Annotated in this window: 13 protein-coding genes, 1 tRNA gene and 1 pseudogene; 7 read left to right on the forward strand and 8 right to left on the reverse strand. The window is 74.9% G+C overall.

Annotated features, from left to right (window positions below):
* Positions 1-172: 172 nt before the first annotated feature.
* Entirely contained in the window at positions 173-904 is a 732-nt protein-coding gene (locus RLT57_RS25990; protein ID WP_311299677.1) for a class I SAM-dependent methyltransferase, read from the reverse strand.
* Between the two features lie 310 nt (positions 905-1,214).
* Between RLT57_RS25990 and RLT57_RS25995 the strand changes: the two genes are divergently transcribed.
* The 3 genes and pseudogenes from RLT57_RS25995 (at position 1,215) to RLT57_RS26005 (ending at position 8,382) form a co-directional block, all read left to right on the forward strand.
* A complete protein-coding gene (locus RLT57_RS25995) occupies positions 1,215-1,877 on the forward strand; it encodes an SLATT domain-containing protein (RefSeq protein WP_311299678.1) in 663 nt (220 codons plus the stop codon).
* 1,637 nt (positions 1,878-3,514) lie between these two features.
* Positions 3,515-5,224, forward strand: a pseudogene (locus RLT57_RS33740) (FtsK/SpoIIIE domain-containing protein); the annotation flags it as partial.
* A 1,247-nt stretch (positions 5,225-6,471) separates the two neighbouring features.
* Positions 6,472-8,382 (forward strand): metallophosphoesterase, encoded by a 1,911-nt coding sequence (locus RLT57_RS26005; protein ID WP_311299679.1) that lies wholly within the window; start codon positions 6,472-6,474, stop codon positions 8,380-8,382.
* A gap of 62 nt (positions 8,383-8,444) precedes the next feature.
* Here the strand turns inward: RLT57_RS26005 and RLT57_RS26010 are convergent, their stop codons facing one another.
* On the reverse strand, positions 8,445-10,271 hold the full coding sequence (locus RLT57_RS26010) for an AMP-dependent synthetase/ligase (protein ID WP_311299680.1): 1,827 nt from the start codon (positions 10,269-10,271) through the stop codon (positions 8,445-8,447).
* A 330-nt stretch (positions 10,272-10,601) separates the two neighbouring features.
* Positions 10,602-11,471, reverse strand: coding sequence for a LysR substrate-binding domain-containing protein (locus RLT57_RS26015; RefSeq protein ID WP_399129417.1), 870 nt, complete (start codon positions 11,469-11,471; stop codon positions 10,602-10,604).
* A 263-nt stretch (positions 11,472-11,734) separates the two neighbouring features.
* Here RLT57_RS26015 and RLT57_RS26020 point away from each other — a divergent pair, with 263 nt between their 5' ends.
* Together RLT57_RS26020 and RLT57_RS26025 are read left to right on the forward strand one after the other, a co-directional pair.
* Positions 11,735-12,787 (forward strand): bile acid:sodium symporter family protein, encoded by a 1,053-nt coding sequence (locus RLT57_RS26020; protein WP_311300874.1) that lies wholly within the window; start codon positions 11,735-11,737, stop codon positions 12,785-12,787.
* Positions 12,693-13,250: a DinB family protein gene (locus RLT57_RS26025; protein WP_311299681.1), complete on the forward strand. Its 558-nt coding sequence runs from the start codon at positions 12,693-12,695 to the stop codon at positions 13,248-13,250. The genes RLT57_RS26020 and RLT57_RS26025 overlap by 95 nt, the downstream gene beginning before the upstream one ends.
* 96 nt (positions 13,251-13,346) lie before the next feature.
* On the opposite strand, the gene fdhD is transcribed toward RLT57_RS26025, so the two are convergent.
* Positions 13,347-14,201, reverse strand: coding sequence for a formate dehydrogenase accessory sulfurtransferase FdhD (gene fdhD / locus RLT57_RS26030; RefSeq protein ID WP_311299682.1), 855 nt, complete (start codon positions 14,199-14,201; stop codon positions 13,347-13,349).
* A 114-nt stretch (positions 14,202-14,315) separates the two neighbouring features.
* On the opposite strand from fdhD, the gene RLT57_RS26035 reads away from it, so the two are divergent.
* Both RLT57_RS26035 and RLT57_RS26040 read left to right on the forward strand, forming a co-directional pair.
* Positions 14,316-14,663 carry a chorismate mutase gene (locus tag RLT57_RS26035; protein ID WP_311299683.1) on the forward strand — a complete coding sequence of 116 codons (348 nt, stop codon included), beginning with the start codon at positions 14,316-14,318 and terminating at the stop codon, positions 14,661-14,663.
* A 158-nt stretch (positions 14,664-14,821) separates the two neighbouring features.
* Positions 14,822-14,909, forward strand: a tRNA-Leu gene (locus RLT57_RS26040).
* A 128-nt stretch (positions 14,910-15,037) separates the two neighbouring features.
* Here RLT57_RS26040 and RLT57_RS26045 read toward each other — a convergent pair.
* Genes RLT57_RS26045 through RLT57_RS26060 form a run of 4 tightly spaced genes read right to left on the reverse strand, consistent with a single transcriptional unit; the run spans position 15,038 to position 20,650 of the window.
* Positions 15,038-16,354 carry an MFS transporter gene (locus RLT57_RS26045; protein ID WP_311299684.1) on the reverse strand — a complete coding sequence of 439 codons (1,317 nt, stop codon included), beginning with the start codon at positions 16,352-16,354 and terminating at the stop codon, positions 15,038-15,040.
* A complete protein-coding gene (locus tag RLT57_RS26050) occupies positions 16,351-17,898 on the reverse strand; it encodes an ABC transporter substrate-binding protein (RefSeq protein WP_311299685.1) in 1,548 nt (515 codons plus the stop codon). Before RLT57_RS26050 ends, RLT57_RS26045 begins: the two co-directional genes overlap by 4 nt.
* A complete protein-coding gene (locus tag RLT57_RS26055; RefSeq protein WP_311299686.1) occupies positions 17,895-19,274 on the reverse strand; it encodes an ATP-grasp domain-containing protein in 1,380 nt (459 codons plus the stop codon). The genes RLT57_RS26050 and RLT57_RS26055 overlap by 4 nt, the downstream gene beginning before the upstream one ends.
* The gene (locus tag RLT57_RS26060) at positions 19,271-20,650 is read right to left on the reverse strand and encodes an ATP-grasp domain-containing protein (RefSeq protein ID WP_311299687.1); all 1,380 of its coding nucleotides are present in this window, start codon (positions 20,648-20,650) and stop codon (positions 19,271-19,273) included. Before RLT57_RS26060 ends, RLT57_RS26055 begins: the two co-directional genes overlap by 4 nt.
* Between the last annotated feature and the right edge of the window lie 36 nt (positions 20,651-20,686).

Below are 20,686 nucleotides of genomic sequence, written 5' to 3' on the forward strand. Positions count from 1 at the left end.
GCCGACCGGCAGCCCACGGCTGCGGGCGGCGAGCACGTCCCGCCCGGCGACGGCAGGGTCTTTCCGCGCGGGCCCCGGCGGGGCCCGGTGTCCCCCGGGCGCCGTCGCGGAACCGGACCCCGCCGGACCGCTCCGGGCCGTGGAACCACCGGCGGCGGGCCCGCTGTTCCGCTCAGCCCTCCTTGCGGAGCGCCAGAAGTCTGTATACGGGATCGGCGCGCGGTACTTCGGGATCCGGCAGCCGCGACAGCCGCGACACCAGGACGTCCGACTGCTCGTCGTCCAGCGCCAGCGCCGAGGAGTAGTAGCCGCGGGCCACGTCCCCGGCGGTCCCGGCCGGGGACCGGCCCTGACCGTGCCCGGTGAAACGGGCCTCGCCCACCCGCCGCAGCCCGTGCTCGGAGGCCACCGCCAGCACCCGCGGCGCCGCGTCGTACGCCTTCCGCGCCCGGAACGGCGCCAACAGCTCCTCCACGTCGCTGTCCATGCCGTGGCCCGCGTCCTTGTCGACCGTGGTCACGAACAGCCCGCCCGGTCGCAGCACCCGGGCGCACTCCGCGACCACGGAGGGAGCGTCCGGCAGCAGGTGCAGCAGCCACACCGCGCTCACCGCGTCGAGCGAGTCGTCGGCGAACGGCAGCCGGTGGCAGTTGCCCAGCACCAGGCCCGCACCCAGCCGACCGGCGGCCATCTGGGCCATGTTCGGTGAGGAGTCCACTCCGAACACCCGTAGCCCCGGGCGTATCAGCAGCTCGGTCAGCAGGCCGGTACCGCAGCCCACGTCCAGCAGTGTCCTGGCCCGCTCGGGCACCAGGGCGAGAATGGCCCGTGCCGCGGACCGCGCCCTCGGCACGCCCCCGCGCGTCGCGTCGTAACGCGCCGCCTCGACGTCGTAGTCCAGCATGGTGGCGATGCTAGGGGCCACAGGTGAACAGGGGTTTACCGGGCGTCTTGCGACCTGGTTACGTAGAGCGCCGTACGTAAACTTCAGGATCCGCCGGCCCGCCGAGTCGATCATCCGATTCCGGCGCGTGGCGCCCGGCGCGCGTCCGAGCCGATAATCTCAACTTTTGGGAGCGGCGGATCCGGTGGAGGGCCGGGGCCGGTCCGGTGCGGTCGTACCGGCCGGGTCGGTGGTGCCGGTCGGGTGCCGGACCGGTGGTGGTCCGGTTCGCGGTCCCCGACGGCGGGGAGCCATGAGGGGAGCGGCGGCGATGGCGGCAACGGACGGCCGGGCGGCGGGGGCACGGCCCGGCGAGCGCCCCGGGAACCGCCGTGACCTCCGGCCCCGGCCGTTCCCCGTGATCAGCGCCGAGGACCCGGCCGCCCAGCGCGAGGCACTCGCCCGGCTGCGCGAATGGGCCGAGCGCAGCGCCGAGGACGCCATCGACTGGTACCTGCGAGACAAGAAGCGCAAACGCACCGGTTCCCGCATCCTGCAGGGCCTGGCCATCGCCTTCGCGGTGGCCGGCACCGCTGTCCCGCTCGGCACCGCCGCGGCGGGCGGCTCCGGACAGGGCTGGGGTTACGTCCTGCTTGCCGCCGCCGCCGGCTGCAAGGGGTTCGACCACTTCTTCGGCCTGTCCTCCACCTGGATGCGGGACATCGCCGTCGCCCACGCCCTGCGCGCCCAACTCGACGCGGTCCGCCTCGAATGGGCCACCGACGTCCTGCGGGCCGGCCCGGCCGGCGTCCGTTCCCACGGTCCGCTCGACCCCGCCGAGGTCGAGCGGCAACTGGCCCTCATCGGGCGGCTGGCCGCCGCGGTCCGCACCGAGATCGACTCCGAAACGGCCAGCTGGCAGGCCGAGTTCAGCGCCCGCACCCGCCAACTCCAGGAGCACACCGCGCTGCCGGAACGGACCGCGGGGGCGTGATGCGGCGACTGCTGACGGTGGTGCTGCCGGACGGCACCGAGGACGACATCGCGCTGACGGCGCCGGAGTCGGTGACGGTGGGGGAGATCGCGTGGCGCTTCTGCGAGGAGTGGGGGGATCCGCGCCCGCCCCTGCCCAAGGCCGCGAACGGCCGGCCGCGCGGCGGGGACCTTCCCCCGCCGCCGCTCACGGTGGACGGCGAACGGCTGTCGGCGGACACGACCCTCGCCGACTCGCCGCTGCGCGACGGCGCACGGGTCGGCTTCGGCGGGCTGCTCCCGCTGCCCGACCCGTGGGAGGTCGACCTCGAACTGCGGATCATCGCGGGGGAGGACGCGGGCACGGTCCTGCCGCACCACCGCCTTGAGTCGGTGTTCGACACCTTCGGCGATCGGCTGCCCTGGGCGGCCGAAGGGCTCCGCCTGCCCGCCCTTCCCGAGGGCCCGCTCCTGGTCAGACAGGTCGGGCGGATCCCGGTCACGCTGCAGGAGCGGCCCGTCACCGAGTGGACCTCGTGGCCCGAGGACGAACCGCTGACGGTGGGCCGGCAGGTACTGGTCCACGGCCGGCCGGCCGCGCCGGCCGCCCCCGGCGCCGACCTCACGGTGCCAGGCCCCGCGGGCACGCTGCTGTTCGACCGCCGGCCGCGGCCTCCGGTCCGGCCTTACCCCTTCGAAGCCGGCAGGTCGCCGGCCCTCCGGGTGACGCCTCGCCCCGCCGCTGCCGGAGAGCGCGGTCGACCGGGCGACCGGGCGACGTTGCGCTGGTCCAGGCCCGTTGTGCTCCTGAAGGCCCTGCGACTGCTGTTCGGCGTCTTCGACGAGGCAGAGGTCAACGCCGTCAAGGTCGTCCGGCGCTACGCCCTCGAACTCCGCCGTCGCCGGGGTTGGGATCCGGTGGCGCTGCTGTCGATCGCCGAAGGCCGTACCCAACGGCTCTGGGAACGGCGCCCCGGTGACGACGACTTCCTCGCCCTGGAGTGCGGCCCGCTGCTCGGTTCGCCGCAGGGCGCGTATGACGTCGCCATAGGGTCGACGGGCCTGTCCACCCAGGTCCCCGCTGCGGTTCTGGACGTTCTGCCGCCCCTGCGCGCCCGGCTCCCCGACCTCGGCTGCCTCGGCATCGCCGGCCCCGGCGCCCGCCCCCGCCGGCTCGCCGCCCGGCTGGTCGCGCAGGCCGCCGTGCTCCACAGTCCCGAGGACGTCTCCGTCCAGGTCTTCACCGACCCGGAGGACTCCGAAGCGCTCGCCGCCTGGCACTGGCTGCGCTGGCTGCCGCGTTCCTCCGCCCGCCCGGAGGAGCGGGACGCCCCCCGGGTCTTCGCCGCCGACGCCGCGCAGGCCTGGCAGGTCAACCGGCTGCTCGCGCTGGTCGCCGAGCGGCGCCAGGGCATCCGGTACAGCGGAGCCGCCAGGGGCCCCGACATCGTGCTCGTCCTGGAGGGCGCGCGCCGCCGCCGTACCCTGCCGGGGGTCGCGGCACTGCTCAGGGACGGTCCGCAGGTCGGTATCCACGTCATCTGCCTGGAGTCGGAGACGCGGCTGCTGCCGGCCGAGTGCGTCGCCGTGCTCGACCTGGAGCGGAACGAGTTCCGCGCACTGACCGGGGAGCCGCGACCGGTCGCCTTCCTGCCCGACATGGTGCCGCAGCCCTGGTTCGAGCGGCTCGGCCGGGCGCTGGCGCCGCTCCGGGACGCCGCGACCGAGCAGCGGACCCGCGACCTCGCGGCACCCACACTGCTCGAACTCATCGGCCTGGAACCGCCCGACGCCGCCGGGATCGCGGTGCGCTGGCAGGCCGTGCCGCGCTCCACCACCGTGGCCCTCGGCCAGGCGGCGGGCCAGCCGTTCGAGATCGACCTGGTCCGGGACGGCCCGCACGCCCTGGTGGCCGGGACGAGCGGCTCGGGCAGGAGCGAGGTACTGCGGGTGCTGATCGCCTCGCTGGCGGTGGCCAACCGCCCGGACGAGATGCAGTTCGTGCTGGTGGACTACAAGGGCGGCGGCGCCTTCGGCCCGCTGGCCGGTCTGCCGCACGTCACCAGTCTGCTCACCGACCTCGACAGCCGGCAGACCAACCGGATCCTGGGCCGGCTGGCGGCGGCGCTGCGGGACCGGGAGGCGCTGCTGAGCGCCCACCGGGTCAAGGACTTCGCGGAGTACCAAGACCTGCGCGACCGGCGCCGGGAGCTGCCACCGCTGCCCCGACTGGTCCTCGTGGTGGACGACTTCGCCGCACTGGGCCGCGAACTGCCGGACCTGGTCACGGGCTTGACGGCCACCGCCCAGCGGGGCCGCTCGCTGGGCGTCCACCTGGTGCTCGCCACCCAGCGCGCCTCGGGCGCGGTCACGGCCGACATCCGTGCGGCCACCAACCTGCGGATCGCGCTGCGCGCCTCCGGCCCCGCGGAGAGCGACGACGTCATCGACGCCCCGGACGCCGCGCACCTCTCTCCGTCGACCCCCGGCCGGGCGCTGGTCAGGACCGGCGCCCGGGACCTGGTGGAGATGCAGACCGCCCGGCTCGGCGGCCCCGTCGCCGCGGCCGGCGTCGACGTCGTCCCCCTCGGCACGGACGGCTCGGTCCCGCCGCGCCCGGCCTCCGGTGCCGACGGCGCGGAGACGGACCTGTTCGCGCTGGTCCGTGCCTTACGGCAGACCGCGATCGACCTCGACGTGCCCGCTCTGCCCGGACCGCTGCCGCCGCTGCTGGCCACCGTCGTCCCGCTGGACACGATCCCGAAGCCGGCCGGCGGGCGCGATCTGGCGCCCGTGGCCTACGGCTGGGAGCAGGCGGCGGACGAACTCACCCCGCAACCGGCCCTGTTCGACCTGGTGAACACCGCCTCGCTGTCCGCCGAGGGCCCCCGCGGCAGCGGCCGGTCGCAGTTCCTGCGCACCATCGCGGCGGCGCTCGCGGAGCGGCACAGCACCGCCGACGTCCACCTGTTCGGCATCGACTGCGGCGACGGGGCGCTGCAGGCCCTCACCGGACTGCCGCACTGCGGAGCCGTGGCCGCCCGCAACGAGCCCGACCGGATCGTCCGGCTGCTCGGACGCCTCAACGCCACCGTCTACGCCCGCCGGCAGGTCCTGGCCACCGGCGGTTTCGCCGACCTCGCCGCCCAGCGGCAGGCGGTGCCGGCCGCCCAGCGGCTGCCGTACCTCGTGCTGCTGGTCGACCGCTGGGAGGAGTTGCCGGAGACCCGGACGGCGTCCCCGGCGACGGATGTACTCGAACTGCTGAGCCACGGAGCCGGGGCGGGCGTCCGGCTGGTGCTCACCAGCGGGTCCGGCGGCCGGGCGGCACGCCTGCCGACCGACCTGGTCCGGGAGCGGCTGGTGCTCGGACTGACGGGCACGGACGCCGAGGAGGTCGAGGAGTACGGGTTCGACCCGGCCCTGCTGCCCGACACCCCCACCCCCGGCCGGGCCTTCCGACCCGGCGGCGACGCCGAGATACAGATCGCGCTGCTGGACGCCGGCACCACCCGGCGCGGCCAGACCGACGCGCTGGACCGGCTGGCCGGCCGGCTGCGCGACCGCGACGCACACGTCCCGGAGACGCGGCGGCCGTTCCGGGTCGAGGACACCCCGAGGGCCGCCGACCAGTTCATCGTCGGCGCCGGCGCGGGCACCGGCCGGCCGGTGGGCCGCGAGGACGTACTGGCATGGCTGCGCGACCGGTACGCCTCCGGCACGTCGGTGGCCCTGCTCGGCCCGCGCCGCGCGGGCAAGACCTGGGTACTGGAGGAGCTGAACCGGCGGCTGGTCGCCGACGGCTTCCAGGCGGTGCGCCAACTGGTCCTGCCGCAGCCCCGCCGCATCGTGGAGCACCCCGACGAACTGGCCGGGATCCTCGACCCCTCGGTGCGCGGCGAGAAGTACCCGGCCGAGGCACTGCTGGAGAAGGCGGGCACCGGCACCGGCACCGAGCGGCTGATGTTCCTGCTGGACGAGGTGGGCCGGCTGGCGGGCTACGCCCCGGCCGCCGTCTCCTGGCTGCGCGACCTCGGCCAGGCGGGCGCCTGGCTCGTCTACACCGGCACCGAGAAGGACTGGCGGAACGTGGTGCGCTGGGCGCTGAGCGTCCCCGGGTCCAGCTTCGGCAACGACATCAACGCCCGCCCGCTGGGCCCGCTCAAGCCCGACGACGCCCTGGACTTCCTCACCGGCACCGCCGCCAACCTCCGGGTCAACCTGCCCCGGGACACCACGGCCGCCCGGATCGTGGAGTACGTCGGCACCTGGCCGTTCTACCTGCAGGCGGTCGGCGACGCGGTGGTGCGCGCGGTGCAGGGCGACGACCTGGAACCGCTGACCCGGCCGCGTGCCCTGCGGGACCTGGTCACGCACCGGCTGCTGGACGAGTGGAGCCACCATTTCAGGGCCCGGTGGGCCGAGATCGGGCCGGCCGGCCGCGCCGCGCTGCTCGCCGCGCCCGGCAGCCTGCCGCTGGACGCCTCCCCGGCACAGCGCCAGGAACTGCGCGAGGTCGGCCTGCTGGGGCACGGCGACGAGTGGCTGCACGATCCGCCGCTGCTGGACTGGATCGCCAGGAACGAGAATTCCCTCAGCGACGGGGAGCTACCCGGATGAGCGTCTACCAGGCCGGCCAGTCCTACGATCCCGCGCTGGACGTCAGACTCGGCGACGGGTGGCCCGTCCCCAACTGGGTCAAGCCGCTGATCGAGGCCCGGCCCTCCAACGGCCCGGCCTGGCTGGTCGTCATGCCGCGCCGCGCGGGCAAGACCTGGCTGGCCAGAGGCATCGAGCACGCCCGCCCGGCGGGTACCACCGCCCGGGTCGACCTGCGCGCGTCCACCGCCGACAGCCGGGCCCGCAGCCATCCCTGGCTGTCCGACGCCGGCGCCTCCTTACCCGTGGAGCCGGGCGGGTTGCTGCTGGTGGACGAGCCGGCACTCGCCGCCGCCGGCCTGGACCCCGCGGTCCTCGCCGAATGCCTGTACCGGGTGCACCGGGCCGGTGTCACCGTGGTGGTCTTCGCCACGCCCGCGGAACACGACCTGCTCATCGCGCACCTGGGCCCCGACGCGCCCAAGGACGTACGGTCCGCGCCGCCGCTGGACGCCGCGGAGCAGGCCAGGCTCGCGGCCCGCGCCCCGGACTGGGCCCCCGGCACGGTGGAATGGCTGGCGGCCCACGACACCGCCTGGCTGCGCACCCCGTTCCTGCTCGAACTCGCCCTGCACAGTGCCGAAGAGCACCCCGGCCGGCGCGGCGAACCGGCCGAGCTGCTGCGGGCCGCCGCCGAGGAGGCGATCGGCAGCCCGTACGTCTACGTCGAACAGTGGTTCCACGACGGCCTGTCCGCCGCGCACCGGGCCCAACTGCGCGCCGAGCGCTGGCGGGACGCGGACCTGCCCGTCCCCGGCGCCCGGATCGCGCCGCACGACCTCGCCGGACGGCTGCAGCTCGCCGCCGACCCGGTGCTCGCCCACCACCTGCCGCAGGTGCTGCGCGTCCACCACATTTCCGACCTCCACCACGGCGGCCCGATGCGGGCGAACGTCGACGCCAAGGACAACTCGCCGGCCGGGCTGAAGCTCGCCGCCATGGCGGGCGCCGGCACCCCGATGGACAGCTACCTCCACCACGTACGGCAACTCGCCGCCCAGGGCCGCGCCCCGCACCTGGTGGTCGTCACCGGCGACGTGGTGAACCTGCCGCTGGACGAACACGGTGAAGTGGCCAGGACCTGGCTGCGCGCACTGGCCGGTGCCCTCGCCGACCACCGCGACCTGCGCCCGCAGGACCCGCGCGTCCTGCTGGTCGGCGGCAACCACGACGTCTCCTGGGATCTGGTACGGGATCCCTCGCCGCAGGCCCGGCACCGGTGGTTCGCCGCGAACTTCAGCGAGTACCCGCACCCCGACCTGCACCTGGCCGACCCGCGCGAGCGGCGGCTGTACGTCACCTACCCGCGGCTGGGACTGCGGTTCGCGCTGCTCGGCACCGCCGAATCCGGCGGCGAGGAGCAGGGCGTCCCGGACCCGGACACCGGCCCCGACCACCTGGACCCCGGCGTCGTCGCCCGCGGCGTCCTGGACCGGCTGTCCGCCGCGACCGGGTTCGCCACGGTGGCCGCCCTGCACCACCCGCTGTCCCCCGTGCCGACCGTCGAGGTGGCGCCGTACTCCGGCGTGGTCAACGCGGGCCAGGCCAAACGCGCGCTGTCCGTCGCCCGCACCTCGCTGGTGCTGCACGGCCACACCCACCTCGCCTTCTTCGCCGCCGAACGGCTGCTCGGCCTCAGCCCGCCGTGGACCATGCGGATCGCCGGCGCACCGGCGCTCGCCACCCCGCAGACGGAGGAGCGCAACGGCTACAACGAGCTGTTCGTCGCCCGTGAGGGCGAGCGGAGCGCCTTCGCCATCCGCACGGTCCGCCTCGACGGCGGGCAGTGGACGCCGGAACAGCTCTTCGCGTTCCGGCCGGGTGCCCCCGAGGAACGCGCTCTCGCCGAACTGTGCGGGGACGAGTGACCGGGCCCCGGGAGACCACCGAACGTCTTTACGATACCCGGCAGTTGGACAGGGACCTCCGGTCAGCTCCCGTACAGCGCCTCCACCTCCGCCGCGTACGCGCTCTCGATCGCCCGCCGCCTCAGCTTCATCGACGGGGTGAGCGTGCCCAGCTCCTCGGTGAACTGCCCGCCCAGTATCCGGAACGTGCGGATCGACTCCGCCTGCGAGACAAGGGTGTTGGCGGCCACCACGGCCCGCCGGACCTCGCTCTCCAGGTCGTGGTCGCGGACCAGCTCCGCCGCGCTCATGGCCGGCCTGCCGCGCATCGACAGCCAGTGGTCGACCGCCTCCTGATCCAGCGTCACCAGGGCGGCCACGTAAGGGCGGTCGTTGCCGACGGCGATGCACTGGGCGACCAGCGGATGGGCCCGGACCCGGTCCTCCAGCGGCGCCGGGGAGACGCTCTTGCCGCCGCTGGTGACCAGGATCTCCTTCTTGCGGCCGGTGATGGTCAGATAGCCGTCCTCGTCCAGCGCGCCCAGGTCGCCGGTGGCCAGCCAGCCGTCGCGCAGCACCTCGCCGGTCGCCTTCCCGTCGTTGAGGTAACCGCCGAAGACCTGGCCGCCGTTCAGCCAGATCTCGCCGTCCTCCGCGATCAGCACGGTGGTGCCCGGCACCGGCATGCCCACGGTGCCGAAACGGGTCCGCTCGGGCGGGTTCGCGGTGGCCGCGGCGGTGGACTCGGTGAGGCCGTAGCCCTCGTAGATGGTGACGCCCGCGCCGCAGAAGAACAGCCCGAGCCGCCGTTCCATCGCCGAGCCGCCCGATATGCCGTGCCGCACCCGGCCGCCGAGCGCGTCCCGCACCTTGCTGTAGACGAGCTTGTCGTAGAACTGGTGCTGCATCCGCAGCGAGGCCCCGGGACCCGGCCCGCTGCCGAAGGCCCGCGCCTCCACCGCCTCGGCGTACCGGACCGCGACATCGACCGCCTTGTCGAACACCGCGAGCCGGCCGCCCGCCTCGGCGGCCCGGCGGGCGCCCCGGAAGACCTTCTCGAAGACGTACGGCACCGCCAGCACGAAGGTCGGCCGGAAGGTGGCGAAGTCCTCGACCAGATCGCCGGCCGACATGCTCGGCTGGTGCGCCAGCCGGATCAGGTGCCGCACGCAGGCCACCTCCACCATCCGGCCGAAGACGTGGGCCAGCGGCAGGAAGAGCAGCGTGGACGGCACCTGGCCCGGCCGGTCGGCGAAGACCGGCTCCCAGCGGGCGACCACGTTGTCGGTCTCGGCCATGAAGTTGGCGTGGGTGATCACACAGCCCTTGGGCCGCCCGGTGGTGCCCGAGGTGTAGATGACGGTCGCGACCGCGTCCGGGGTGACCGCGAGCCGGTGCCGTTCCACCACGTCGTCGCCGAGATGCCGGCCGGCCTCGGAGAGTTCGGCGACACAGCCCGCGTCGAGCTGCCACAGCCGGGTCAGCCGGGGCAGCTCGTCCACGGCCGCGCCGATCGTCATCGCGTTGTCCCCGTGCTCCACGACGGCGGCCACCGCGCCCGAGTCGTGGAGCATCCACCGCACCTGGTCGGAGGAGGCGGTGGGGTAGACCGGCACCGACTGGGCGCCGATGGACCACAGCGCGAAGTCGAACAGCGTCCACTCGTACCGGGTACGGGACATCAGCGCCACCCGGTCACCGAACCGCACGCCCTCGGCCAGCAGCCCCTTGGCCACCGCGAGCACCTGGCCGCGGAACTCGGCGGCGGTCACGTCGAGCCAGCCGCCTTCCCCGTCCGGGCGGCACAGCGCCACCGCCTCCGGTCTGGACGACGCGTTGGCGAAGACCGCGTCCGCCAGCCCTCCTGCCTGTGGCGTCGTGGCCAGAGGGGGCACAGTGAACTGAAGCAACTGGTGTTCTCCTAGGGGGCTCCCGCGGGGCCGTAAGCTACCCGATCCCCGCAGCCGGCGGGAGGGGCGCGGCGCCGGCCGGGTTTTCGGACGCCTGTACTGGCCGGTCGCGCATCCCGGCCGTGACGTGGGGGGCGCGCCGGCTCCCCGCCCCACGGCGGCCGCACGCCGACGGACGGCGGGCGCGGATCTGCACGAAATCCGCCCGGTCCGGTCACGGGCACTCCATCCGGCGGGGGGATTCCGCCGCCTTCCGCCGGCCCGGCCGGCCGCCCTCCGCGCGTCCGGCCGCCCGGTCGCCGCGGTGTGCCGTCGCGGCGGCCGCAGGTGTCAGGGCAGCGGCAGGTGCAGCCGGTCGCCGCCGGCCAGAATCGCTTCGGCGAGCGCGCCCGCCGCCTCCTTCGCGCGGGCCTGCCGGCGCCCGTGCAGCAGGACGAAGTCCACCCCGCCCAGCTCCGGCAGTCCGGCCCGCGCCGGCAGCCGGGCCAGCCCGGCCGGGATCAGTCCCTGGGCGTGCGCCATCACCCCGAGCCCGGCGCGGGCGGCCGCGACCAGCCCGCTGAGCGACCCGCTGGTGCACGCCACCCGCCAGGCACGGCCGTGCCGTTCGAGGACCTCCAGCGCACGCGCCCGGGTGATGCCCGGCGGCGGGAAGGCGATCAACGGCACCGGACGGTGCGGGTCCAGGCGCAGGTGCTCGCTGCCGATCCACACCAGCTTGTCCCGCCACACCAGCCGCCCCGGGCCGTCGCCGCCGTCCCGCTTGGCCAAACACAGGTCCAACAGCCCGGCGTCCAGCCGCTGATGCAGGGTGCCGGACAGCTCCACCGTCAACTCCAGGTCCACTTCCGGGTGTTCACGGCGGAAGCCGGCCAGGATCTCGGGCAGCCGGGTCAGCACGAAGTCCTCGGAGACCCCGAAACGCAGCCGGCCGCGCAGCCGGGTGCCCGCGAAGAAGCCGGCCGCCCGCTCGTTGACCTCCAGTATCGTGCGGGCGAAGCCGAGCATCGCCTCCCCGTCCTCGGTCAGCTCCACGCCGTGCGTGTCCCGTGCGAACAGCCGGCAGCCCGCCGCCTCCTCCAGCCGCCGCACATGCTGGCTGACCGTCGACTGACGCAGCCCCAGGCGCTGCCCCGCCTGGGTGAAGCTCAGCGTCTGGGCGACCGCGAGGAACGTACGCAACTGCACCGGTTCGAACACGGCCGTGATCCTACCGCCGCTTATCGCGACACGTGATGACAGTGAGCGCGGCCGGCGGACTTCCCGATCACCGCGGGCCCCGCCATGCTGGAACGGTGCCACCACCCCATGCCGCCCGCCCGCCGCGGACCGGCCCCGGCCCGGAGGACGACGCTGTCCCGGGCGGCCTCGTCCGCACCGGCCCTGCTTCCCCCCGTCCTGCTTCCCCCCGCCCCGTCCCGGACGGCGGACGCCCCCGCGCGCGGCGGTGGCGCCGCCCGCGGCTGCCCGTCGACCCCTATATCGCGGCCCTGCTCGGTACGGTCGTGCTCGCCGCCCTGCTGCCGGCCACCGGCGGCGCCGCCCATGTCGCCGGCGGCGCCGCGGACACCGCCGTCGGCCTGCTGTTCTTCCTCTACGGCAGCCGGCTGTCCACCGGGGAGGCACTGCGCGGGCTGCGCCACTGGCGACTGCACCTGACCGTGATGGTCTGCACCTTCGCGGTCTTCCCGGCGCTGGGCCTGGCCGCCCGCGGCCTCGTCCCGCACGTCCTGTCGCCGCGGCTCTACCCCGGCTTCCTCTTCCTGTGCGTGCTGCCGTCCACCATCCAGTCGTCCATCGCCTTCACCTCCATCGCCCGCGGCAACGTGGCCGCCGCGATCTGCGCCGGCTCCTTCTCCTCCCTCGCCGGCATCGTGCTGACACCGCTGCTCGCCGCACTGCTGATCGGCGGCGAGGCGGGCGTCGACGGCCACGCGGTGCTCGGCATCGCGCTCCAGCTCCTCGCGCCCTTCCTCGCCGGGCAGCTGCTGCGCCGCTGGACCGCCGCCCCGCTCGCCCGTCGCCGCAAGGCGCTCGGCTACGTCGACCGCGGCTCGATCCTGCTGGTCGTCTACACCGCGTTCAGCGCGGGCGTGGCCGAGGGCATCTGGCACCAGGTCCGGCTGTTCCGGCTGCTGGAACTCCTCGGCACCGAGGCCGCCCTGCTCGCGGTGATGCTCGCGCTGACCGGGTACGGGGCCGCCCGGCTCGGCTTCGACCGCGCCGACCGGATCACCGTCGTCTTCGCCGGGTCCAAGAAGAGCCTCGCCTCCGGACTGCCCATGGCCAGCGTGCTGTTCGGCGCCCACACCGGGCTGGCCGTGCTGCCGCTGATGCTCTTCCACCAGATGCAGCTCATGGTGTGCGCGGTGATCGCCAAGCGCTGGGCGCGGCAGCCCGCGGCGGAGGTAGCGTGGCGCGATGACCGAGACGAGCCGGCGGACACCGTCGACCGGGACCACGGCGCCGGACCGCCCACGGAAGCCGGCCACGACCGGCGACCTGCGCCCGCCTGAGGCCCACGCCGACGAGAGGGCCACCCTGCTGACCTTCCTCCAGTACCTGCGCGACGCCGTCATCCGCAAGGTCGAGGACCTGCCCGACGAAGCCTCCCGCGCCTCGCCCGTACGCTCCGGAACCAGCCTGCTGGGCCTGGTACGGCACCTGGCCGCCGTCGAACTCAACTGGTTCGTCTGGGCGTACGAGGGCCCGGACCGCGAACGCTGGGACGACGACCTCACTCCGGCCGAGGACGAGACCGTGGCGAGCGCGGTCGCCGCCTATCGGGCCGCGATCCGCCGCGCCGACGCCGTGGTCGCGGGCTGCGCCGACCTCGCCCGCCCCGGCGCCCGCTCGCTGCGCGAGACCGACCCGCCCTCGATGCGGTGGATCCTGGTCCACATGATCGAGGAGACCGGCCGGCACGCCGGCCACGCCGACATCCTGCGCGAGCTGTACGACGGCGCCGCGGGCCGCTGACCGCTCACACCACAGGCTCCGCTCGGGGCGGCCGGCCCCGCCCGGCCGCCCCGGTCCGGGCGGCCGCTGCCCCGCCGGCCGCCCGAGCCGCCCGGCTCAGTCGGCCCGGACCGCCGGGGCGGTCCCCAGCGCGATCCGGGCCTCGCCCGCGTACACGTTCATCGAACTGCCCCGCAGGAAGCCGACGAGGGTGAGCCCCGACTCGGTCGCCAGGTCCACCGCGAGCGAGGACGGCGCCGACACCGCGGCCAGCACCGGAATCCCCGCCATCACCGCCTTCTGCGCCAGTTCGAAGGAGGCCCGTCCTGACACCATCAGGATCCGGTCGGCCAGCGGCAGCCGGCCGTCCCGCAGCGCCCGCCCCACCAGCTTGTCCACCGCGTTGTGCCGCCCCACGTCCTCCCGGACATCCAGCAGTTCGCCGTCGCGGGTGAACAGCGCGGCGGCGTGCAGCCCGCCGGTCCGGTCGAAGACGGCCTGCTCCGCCCGCAGCCGGTCCGGCAGCGCCGCCAGCAGCGCCGGAGTGAGCCAGGCCCCGTCCGGTTCGGCGATCGGCAGCCGGGTGGCGGTGCGTACCGCGTCCAGACTCGCCTTGCCGCACAGCCCGCACGAGGACGTGGTGTAGACGTTGCGCTCCAGCGTGATGTCCGGCAGCGGCACCCCGGGCGCGAGCGCCACGTCGACGACGTTGTACGTGTTCACCCCGTCGGCGGTCGCGCCCGCGCAGTACACCACCGACGCCACCTCCTCGGCCGACGCCAGCACACCTTCGCTCACCAGGAACCCGGTGGCCAGCGCGAAGTCGTCGCCCGGGGTGCGCATGGTGATCGCCAGCGGGCGCCCGTTCAGCCGGATCTCCAGCGGCTCCTCGGCCACCAGCGTGTCCGCCCGGTACCCGGCCGCCCCGTCCCTGATCCGCAGTACGCGGCGCCGCTCGGTCACCCGTCCCATGCCTCACCAGTCCCGGTCGCGTTCGCCGTGCGGGGGATACCGCCCTCGCAGGGTGTCATAAAGTGTGGTCAGGCAGCGCAGCGGCGTTCCGACCCACCAGAATGGCAGAGCGAGATGAACGACCAGCCGACCGCCGAGGGCACCCTCGCGGACGACGACCGGGCGCGCGAACAGCTGCGGGCCCTGCGCGGCAGCATCGACAACCTCGACGCGGCCCTTGTCCACCTTCTCGCCGAACGCTTCAAGTGCACCCAGCAGGTCGGCGAGCTGAAGGCCGCCCACAATCTCCCCCCGGCCGACCCGGCCCGCGAGGCCGACCAGATCGCCCGCCTGCGTCGGCTCGCCGCGGACGCCCGCCTCGATCCCGCCTTCGCCGAGAAGTTCCTCAACTTCATCATCGACGAGGTCGTCCGCCACCACCGCGCCATCGCCGCCCGCCCCCGCCCGGTCACCCCCTCCTGACCCCCGCCCCACCCCCCGGACCTCTCCCGGGTCCCTCCGGCCCACCCCGGCGGCACTCCGCCAACCCCCTCCGCCCCCCGGATTCCCAGGTGAGGACCACTCCCAATCCTTGGTATCGTGTCCTCGTCACCACGGCCCCGGCCGCGGCGGCCTACCCGGTCCGGGTGGCGGAATGGCAGACGCGCTAGCTTGAGGTGCTAGTGCCCTTTATCGGGCGTGGGGGTTCAAGTCCCCCCTCGGACACCAGCGGAAACCCCGGTTGATCCGGGGTTTTTCTGTTTTTCCGGCGGCGGGGACGACCGAGCGGCAGCAGACCGGCGCGGACGTCTTCGAGGCCGTCGGGCACACCTGGCAGCTCGCCGGCCGACGTGCCGTCAGGCGGGGGAGCGGGCCGGGGCGGGCTCGGGTGCGGGGGCGTCCGTGGGGGGCGGGCGAGTGGCGGCGCGGTGGGTGAGGGCCGCGGCGAGGGCCAGCAGGGCGGCGACGGCGATGAAGCCGGGGGCACCGTAGAAGGTGGTCAGCCAGGCCAGCGCGGCCGGTCCGAACACCGCCACCGCTTCCGTTCCGACTCCGAAGAAGCCCAGGTAGACGGACTGGCGGTGGTCCTCGGGGGCGAAGGCGAAGGACAGTGTCCAGCCGGCCGTCACCTGGACGATCTCGCCGAGGGTGAAGGCGAGGACCGCTCCGGCCAGGCCCGCCAGCGCCCAGCCCACCGGGACGAAAGCCGCCAGCGCGAGCAGGCCGCAGCCGGCCGCCTGCAGCGCGCCCGCCGCGTACGACGCCCGCACTCCACCGTGTACCCCCTTCACCCGGCGGCCCAACGGCACCTGCAGCGCGACCACGGTGACGGTGTTGAGCAGCAGCAGCCCCCCCATGGCCGCGGGCGGGACCGACGTGCGGTGGCCCAGCCACAGCGGCGTCATCACAGCGATCAGCGGGATGTGCAGCGAGAGCAGGCCGTTCCCCGCCGTCAGCAGCGTGAACCTGAGGTCCCGCAGCGGCAGCGCCATCGACCGCAGCGTCCGCCTGCCGGGCGCGCCGCCGCCGTCGGCGGGCTCCGAGCCGTCGGCGGGCTCTGCCGGGCCGAACTGCGGCTTGCGCCAGGTCGTATGCGCGAGCAGCCACGCGGACAGGAAGAACGCCGCGGCCACCACGGCCACCACGGCGTCGAACGCCGTCCGGTCGACGCGCAGCAGGCCCGCCGTGCCCAGCAGCGCCCCCAGCGTCACCCCGACGTTGGTCGCCACCTGGACACCGGCCATCGTCCCGGTACGGTCCGGCTCGGGCACGAAGCGGCCGACCACGATCTGTCCGAACATCTTGCCGGGCCCGTCGGTCACCGACACCAGCGCCAGCGCCACGTAGAAGGAGGCCACCGAGTCGACCATGAGGAAGGACAGGAAGGTAAGGCCCCGCACGGCCTGGAGTACCGCCGCGGCCCGGCCGGCGTGGCGGCGGCGGGCGAGCGAGGAGATCGGCACCATGGCCAGCAGGCCCAGCACGCCGCCCATCGCCAGCCCGTTGCCCACCTGGACCGCCGTCAGCCCCAGCAGCTTGGTGAAGAACAGGGCCGACGCGGAGATCCACACCCCGGTGCCGGCCCAGCCGACCAGCGCCGACGCCGCCACCGCCCGGCCCACCGGATGCTCCGGCACCTGGTCGCGGGCCCAGCGCCGCAGCGCGCCCCTCACCGGCCGGCTCCCGTCGGCGGCGCGGACACGGCGAACTGCCGCAGCACCGGTACCCCGAACACATCGGTCACCGGCCCGGCCGGCCGTACCCGTACGGGGTCGACGAGGTGGTACAGCGCGCCCTCCCAGAGCGGCAGGTAGGGCAGATCGGCCAGCACCCGTTGTTCGGCCCGCCGGTACAACTCCCGCCGGGCGTCGGCGTCGAGGGTGGCCCGCGCCCGGTCGATCAGCGCGTCCGCGGCGCCGCGGTAGCGCGCGTGGTTCGACTCGCCCACCGCGTCGCCGTGTGCCAACGGGTGCAGCGCGTTGTCCACCGACAGGTAGTCCACCGCCCAGTTCGTCCGGAACAGCCCCGAGGTGTGCGGCAGTTCGCGCAGGTAGCCGGGCCAGTCCAGGCGCTGCGGCTCGACCCGCCAGCCCAGCCCCTCGGCGATGTCCCGCGCCACGTCCCCGACCCATCCCTCGTGTCCCTGACCGCCGTTGAACAGTACCCGCACCGCCCGCTCCGGCTCGGGCACCGCCCGCTCGGCCAGCAACCGGCGTGCGGCGGCGGGATCGTGCGGCAGGTCGAGCCGGGGACCGCCGTCCGGATCGAGGACCGGGGGCACCATGCGCCCGGCGACCGGCCGCATCCCGGCGAAGCGCCGTTTGCCGATGCCCTCCCGGTCGATGCACATCGCCACCGCCCGCCGCACCACCGGATCGTCGAAGGGCGCGATGGGAACGGGGAAGCCCAGAAAGGTCACCATCGGGTTCGGGGTGCTGTGGAACGCCGCGCCGCCCGCCGCGCTCGCCTGCGCGGCGGCGTCGGCGGGCACCTCCGTGACGTCCAACTCGCCGCGGAAGAAGGCCAGGCAGGCGTCCGCCATGTCGTCGAAGACGGAGAACTCGATCCGCCCGGCCCGGCCGCGCCCGCCGTCCCGGTAGGCGGCGTTGGCGCCGTAGTAGCCGGGGAAGCGGTCGAGGACCGGACCGGCCCCGGGCCGCCGGCCGTTGTTCTCGGCCACGGCGTACGGGCCGTTGCTCACCGGCCGCAGGGCGAAGCCGGCCGGGTCACGCTCCACCAGTTCGGCGGGTACCGGTGCGGTCACCCGCTGGCTGAACACCGCGGCGATCTCGTGGAACGGCCGGGTCAGCCGTACCAGCAGCTCGTCGTCCGCCGGCGCCAGCACTCCGCTGAGCGACTCGGCCCGCCCGGCGGTCACCTCCTCGTATCCCTCGACGGCCGCGAGGTGCGCGGCCATCGGCGAGTCGGTCTCCGGCCTGACCACCCGGGACAGCGAGTACCGGTAGTCCCGCGCGGTGACCGGCCGGCCGTGGTGGAACAGCACCCCGGGCCGCAGCCGGAACCGCACGGACAGGCCGTCGGGGGCCACCTCCCAGGAGTCGGCCGCCGCCGGCGCCAGCCGGCCGGTGGCCGGGTCGCAGTCCACCAGCGGATCCGCGATCAGGCCCGCGACCAGGGCGCCGTCGTGCTCGAACGCCCGGCCGGGGTCGATCGCCGAGGGTTCGCCCAACTGCACCCGCAGCACAACCGGGGTCACCGCTCGGCCGCGGGCTCGGTCTCCAGGACGTAGCGGTCGATCGCCGCCAGCACCGCTTCCCGCACCTGCGCCTCGTTCGCGCCGCGCAGCAGGAAACGCCCTCCGGCGTGGTCGTATCCGCCCTGGCCGTCGAAGACGTGGCCCGGCCTCGGCAGCGCCTCGGCGTAGACCTCGGGGATGTCCCCGACCAGGGAGGTGCGCCCGGTCACCCGCGCCGGCCACGGCCGCGGCTCGGGGAACACCAGCCAGCCGCCGGCGCTCTCGGTGCGCAGGTCCTCCTCGGCGGTCAGCGGCGGCAGGCCGACCGTCGTCCGGAACGCCTCCTCGAACAGGTCGATGCCGAAGAGGTCGCGGTGCAGGAAGGGCACCCCGGCGCCGCCGGGGCGCAGGCCCACCTCCAGGAACACCGGTTCGCCGGAGGCGGTGACGATCACCTCCAGATGGAACGGGCCGTCCCGCAGCTCCAGGGCGTCCAGGCAGTCGGCGGTGAAACCGGTCAGTTCCTCGCGGCGCGGTCCCGGATCGAGCAGCACCGAGCCGAGCGGCACACCCTGGGTGAAATCCAGGCAGGTGTTGACGTATCGGGAGACCGACACGAAGTGGAAGCGGCCGCCCCGGCGGATGCCGTCGACGTGGTGGATGGCGCCTTCGACGTACTCCTCGGCCTCGTATCCCTGCGGGCTGTCCACGTCCGCGAGGGCCAGGACCAGTTCCTGCTCCGTCCGCACCAGGACCACCCCGCGCGAGGCGGCGCCGTCGCGGGGTTTGAGGATCAACGGCAGTCCGAACTCGGCCACCAGGGACGGCGCGTCGGCCCCCGGGCCGATCTCCCGGTAGGCGGGCGCGCGCAGTCCGGCGCGGAGGATCCACTGCTTCATCAAAGTCTTGTCCCGGAACCTGTCGGTGTACGCGCTGCTCCAGCCGGGCACGCCGAGCTCCGCGCGCAGGCGGGCCGCGGTGGACAGGTCGAACTCCGAGACCCCGACGATCCCGGCGAGCGGCCCGTGCCGGTCGGTGATCCGGCGGGCCGCCGCCAGCAGGGTGTCGTGGTCGAGGTCCGGTACGACCACGGTCTCCACCGCGCCGTCCAGGTCGAGCGGGGCCAGGGCATCCGCGGTGGCGAGGTACGCCAGCCGGTGGTCGGTGTCGCGCAGGAAGCGGTGGTACTCGCCGAACTCGTCGTCGAAGCGGTTGATGACGAGCAGTAGGGGCGGCGCCGCCGCGGCGGCCGTCCCGGCCGGGGCGCCCGAACCGCTGGTCCCGTCGGCGCTGGTGCCGCTGCTTGTGCCGTCCCTGCCGTCCTGGCCGTCCGCCCTGCCCGGTTTGGCCGCTTCGGCTGCCTCGGCGGCGAGGGAGGCGGGGAGTTGGCTGCTCATGAGGTGCTCCGTGGTCGGTCGTTGGCGGCAAGCCGCGATGGCCGGGGTTGCGAGGGGCGAGGTCTTTCCAGGGCCGCGCCCACCAGCCGGTCGGCCTCGTCGAGTACGGCGTCCAGGCTGCGGCGGTCCGGGGCGGTGGCGACCAGGTGCCCGAAACGCTGCCGGAAGTCGCGGGCGGGGAGCACGGTCGCGCCGGGCGGGGCGGTGACGTCGGCCTCCAGGCAGCCCGGCAGGGCGCGCAGTTGCCGGGCGAGTCGTCCGGGGTCGGCGAGACGGGCGGGTTCGGCCGCGGTGAGGAACCTGGCCGCGGCCACCGGACCCGCGTCCGCGGTCCTCGCGGCGTCCGCGGTCCGTCCGGTGTCCGGCGGGGCGACCTGAGACGTGTCCGGCGGGGCGACCGGCAGGCCGGCCAGCAGACGGATCATGGTCCGGGGCAGCTCATGGCCGTCCACCGCCGCCACCAGGCGGGGAATGCGGTCCCCGCCCAGACGCGCGGCGACTTCGAGCACCACCGGCCCCTGCGAGCCGAGCCGTGCTTCGAGATGGAACACACCACAGGTCAGACCGAGCGCGCGGACGGCGGACCGGGCGGTCGCCTCCAGCGACTCCCGGTCCGCCGCGGACAGGGCAGCCTGCACGACGTGTCCCACCTCCACGAACCAGGGCTCCGGCCCCAGTTGCTTCTCGGTGACGGCCACGACGGTGACCCCCGCCGGCCCGGCGTATCCCTCCACGCTGAACTCGGGACCGGCCACGTACGCCTCGACCAGCAGCCGTTCGCCGACCAGCTTGCCCATGTCGTCCGTCGGGCCGCCGGCCGCCAGGGCGATGTGGCGCCGCAGCGTGCCGTAGTCGTCCGCCCGGCGGACGCCCAGGCTGCCCGAGCCGTCGACGGGTTTGACCACGGCCGGGAATCCGATGCGCCCGGCGACGGCCTCCAGCTCCCGCTCGCCGGACCGCCGGGCGTCCACCAGGGCGCCCGGCGCCACCGGGACGCCCGCCGCGGTGAGCCGCTCCTTCATCCGCCCCTTGTCCCGCAGAGCCTCGGCCGCCTCCGGGTGCAGCCCCGGCAGGCCGAGCTTCCACGCGACGACCGCCGCGGTGGGCACCGCGTACTCGAACCCGGGTACCACCGCCGCCAGTTCACTCTGCGCGGCCAGTTCCAGCGCGGCCTCGGTGACGGCCGGTGCGGAGCGGATCTCCACCCGGCGGAACGTCGCCCTTCCCGTGGCGACGGCGTCTCGCACCACCCGCGGCATGTCCCGCAACCGCCGCCGGTCGAAGAGGTGGGCGGTGAAGCCCAGGGCCGCCGCCGCGCCGACGAGTTCGAGCCCCGACGATTCCGGTTCGAGTATGAGGACGGAAGGCTCCGTCACCGCTGCTCCCCTCAGGAGGCGGCCCGGGAAGGGCGC

The organism is Streptomyces sp. ITFR-21, assembly GCF_031844685.1.
Taxonomy (GTDB): Bacteria; Actinomycetota; Actinomycetes; order Streptomycetales; family Streptomycetaceae; genus Actinacidiphila.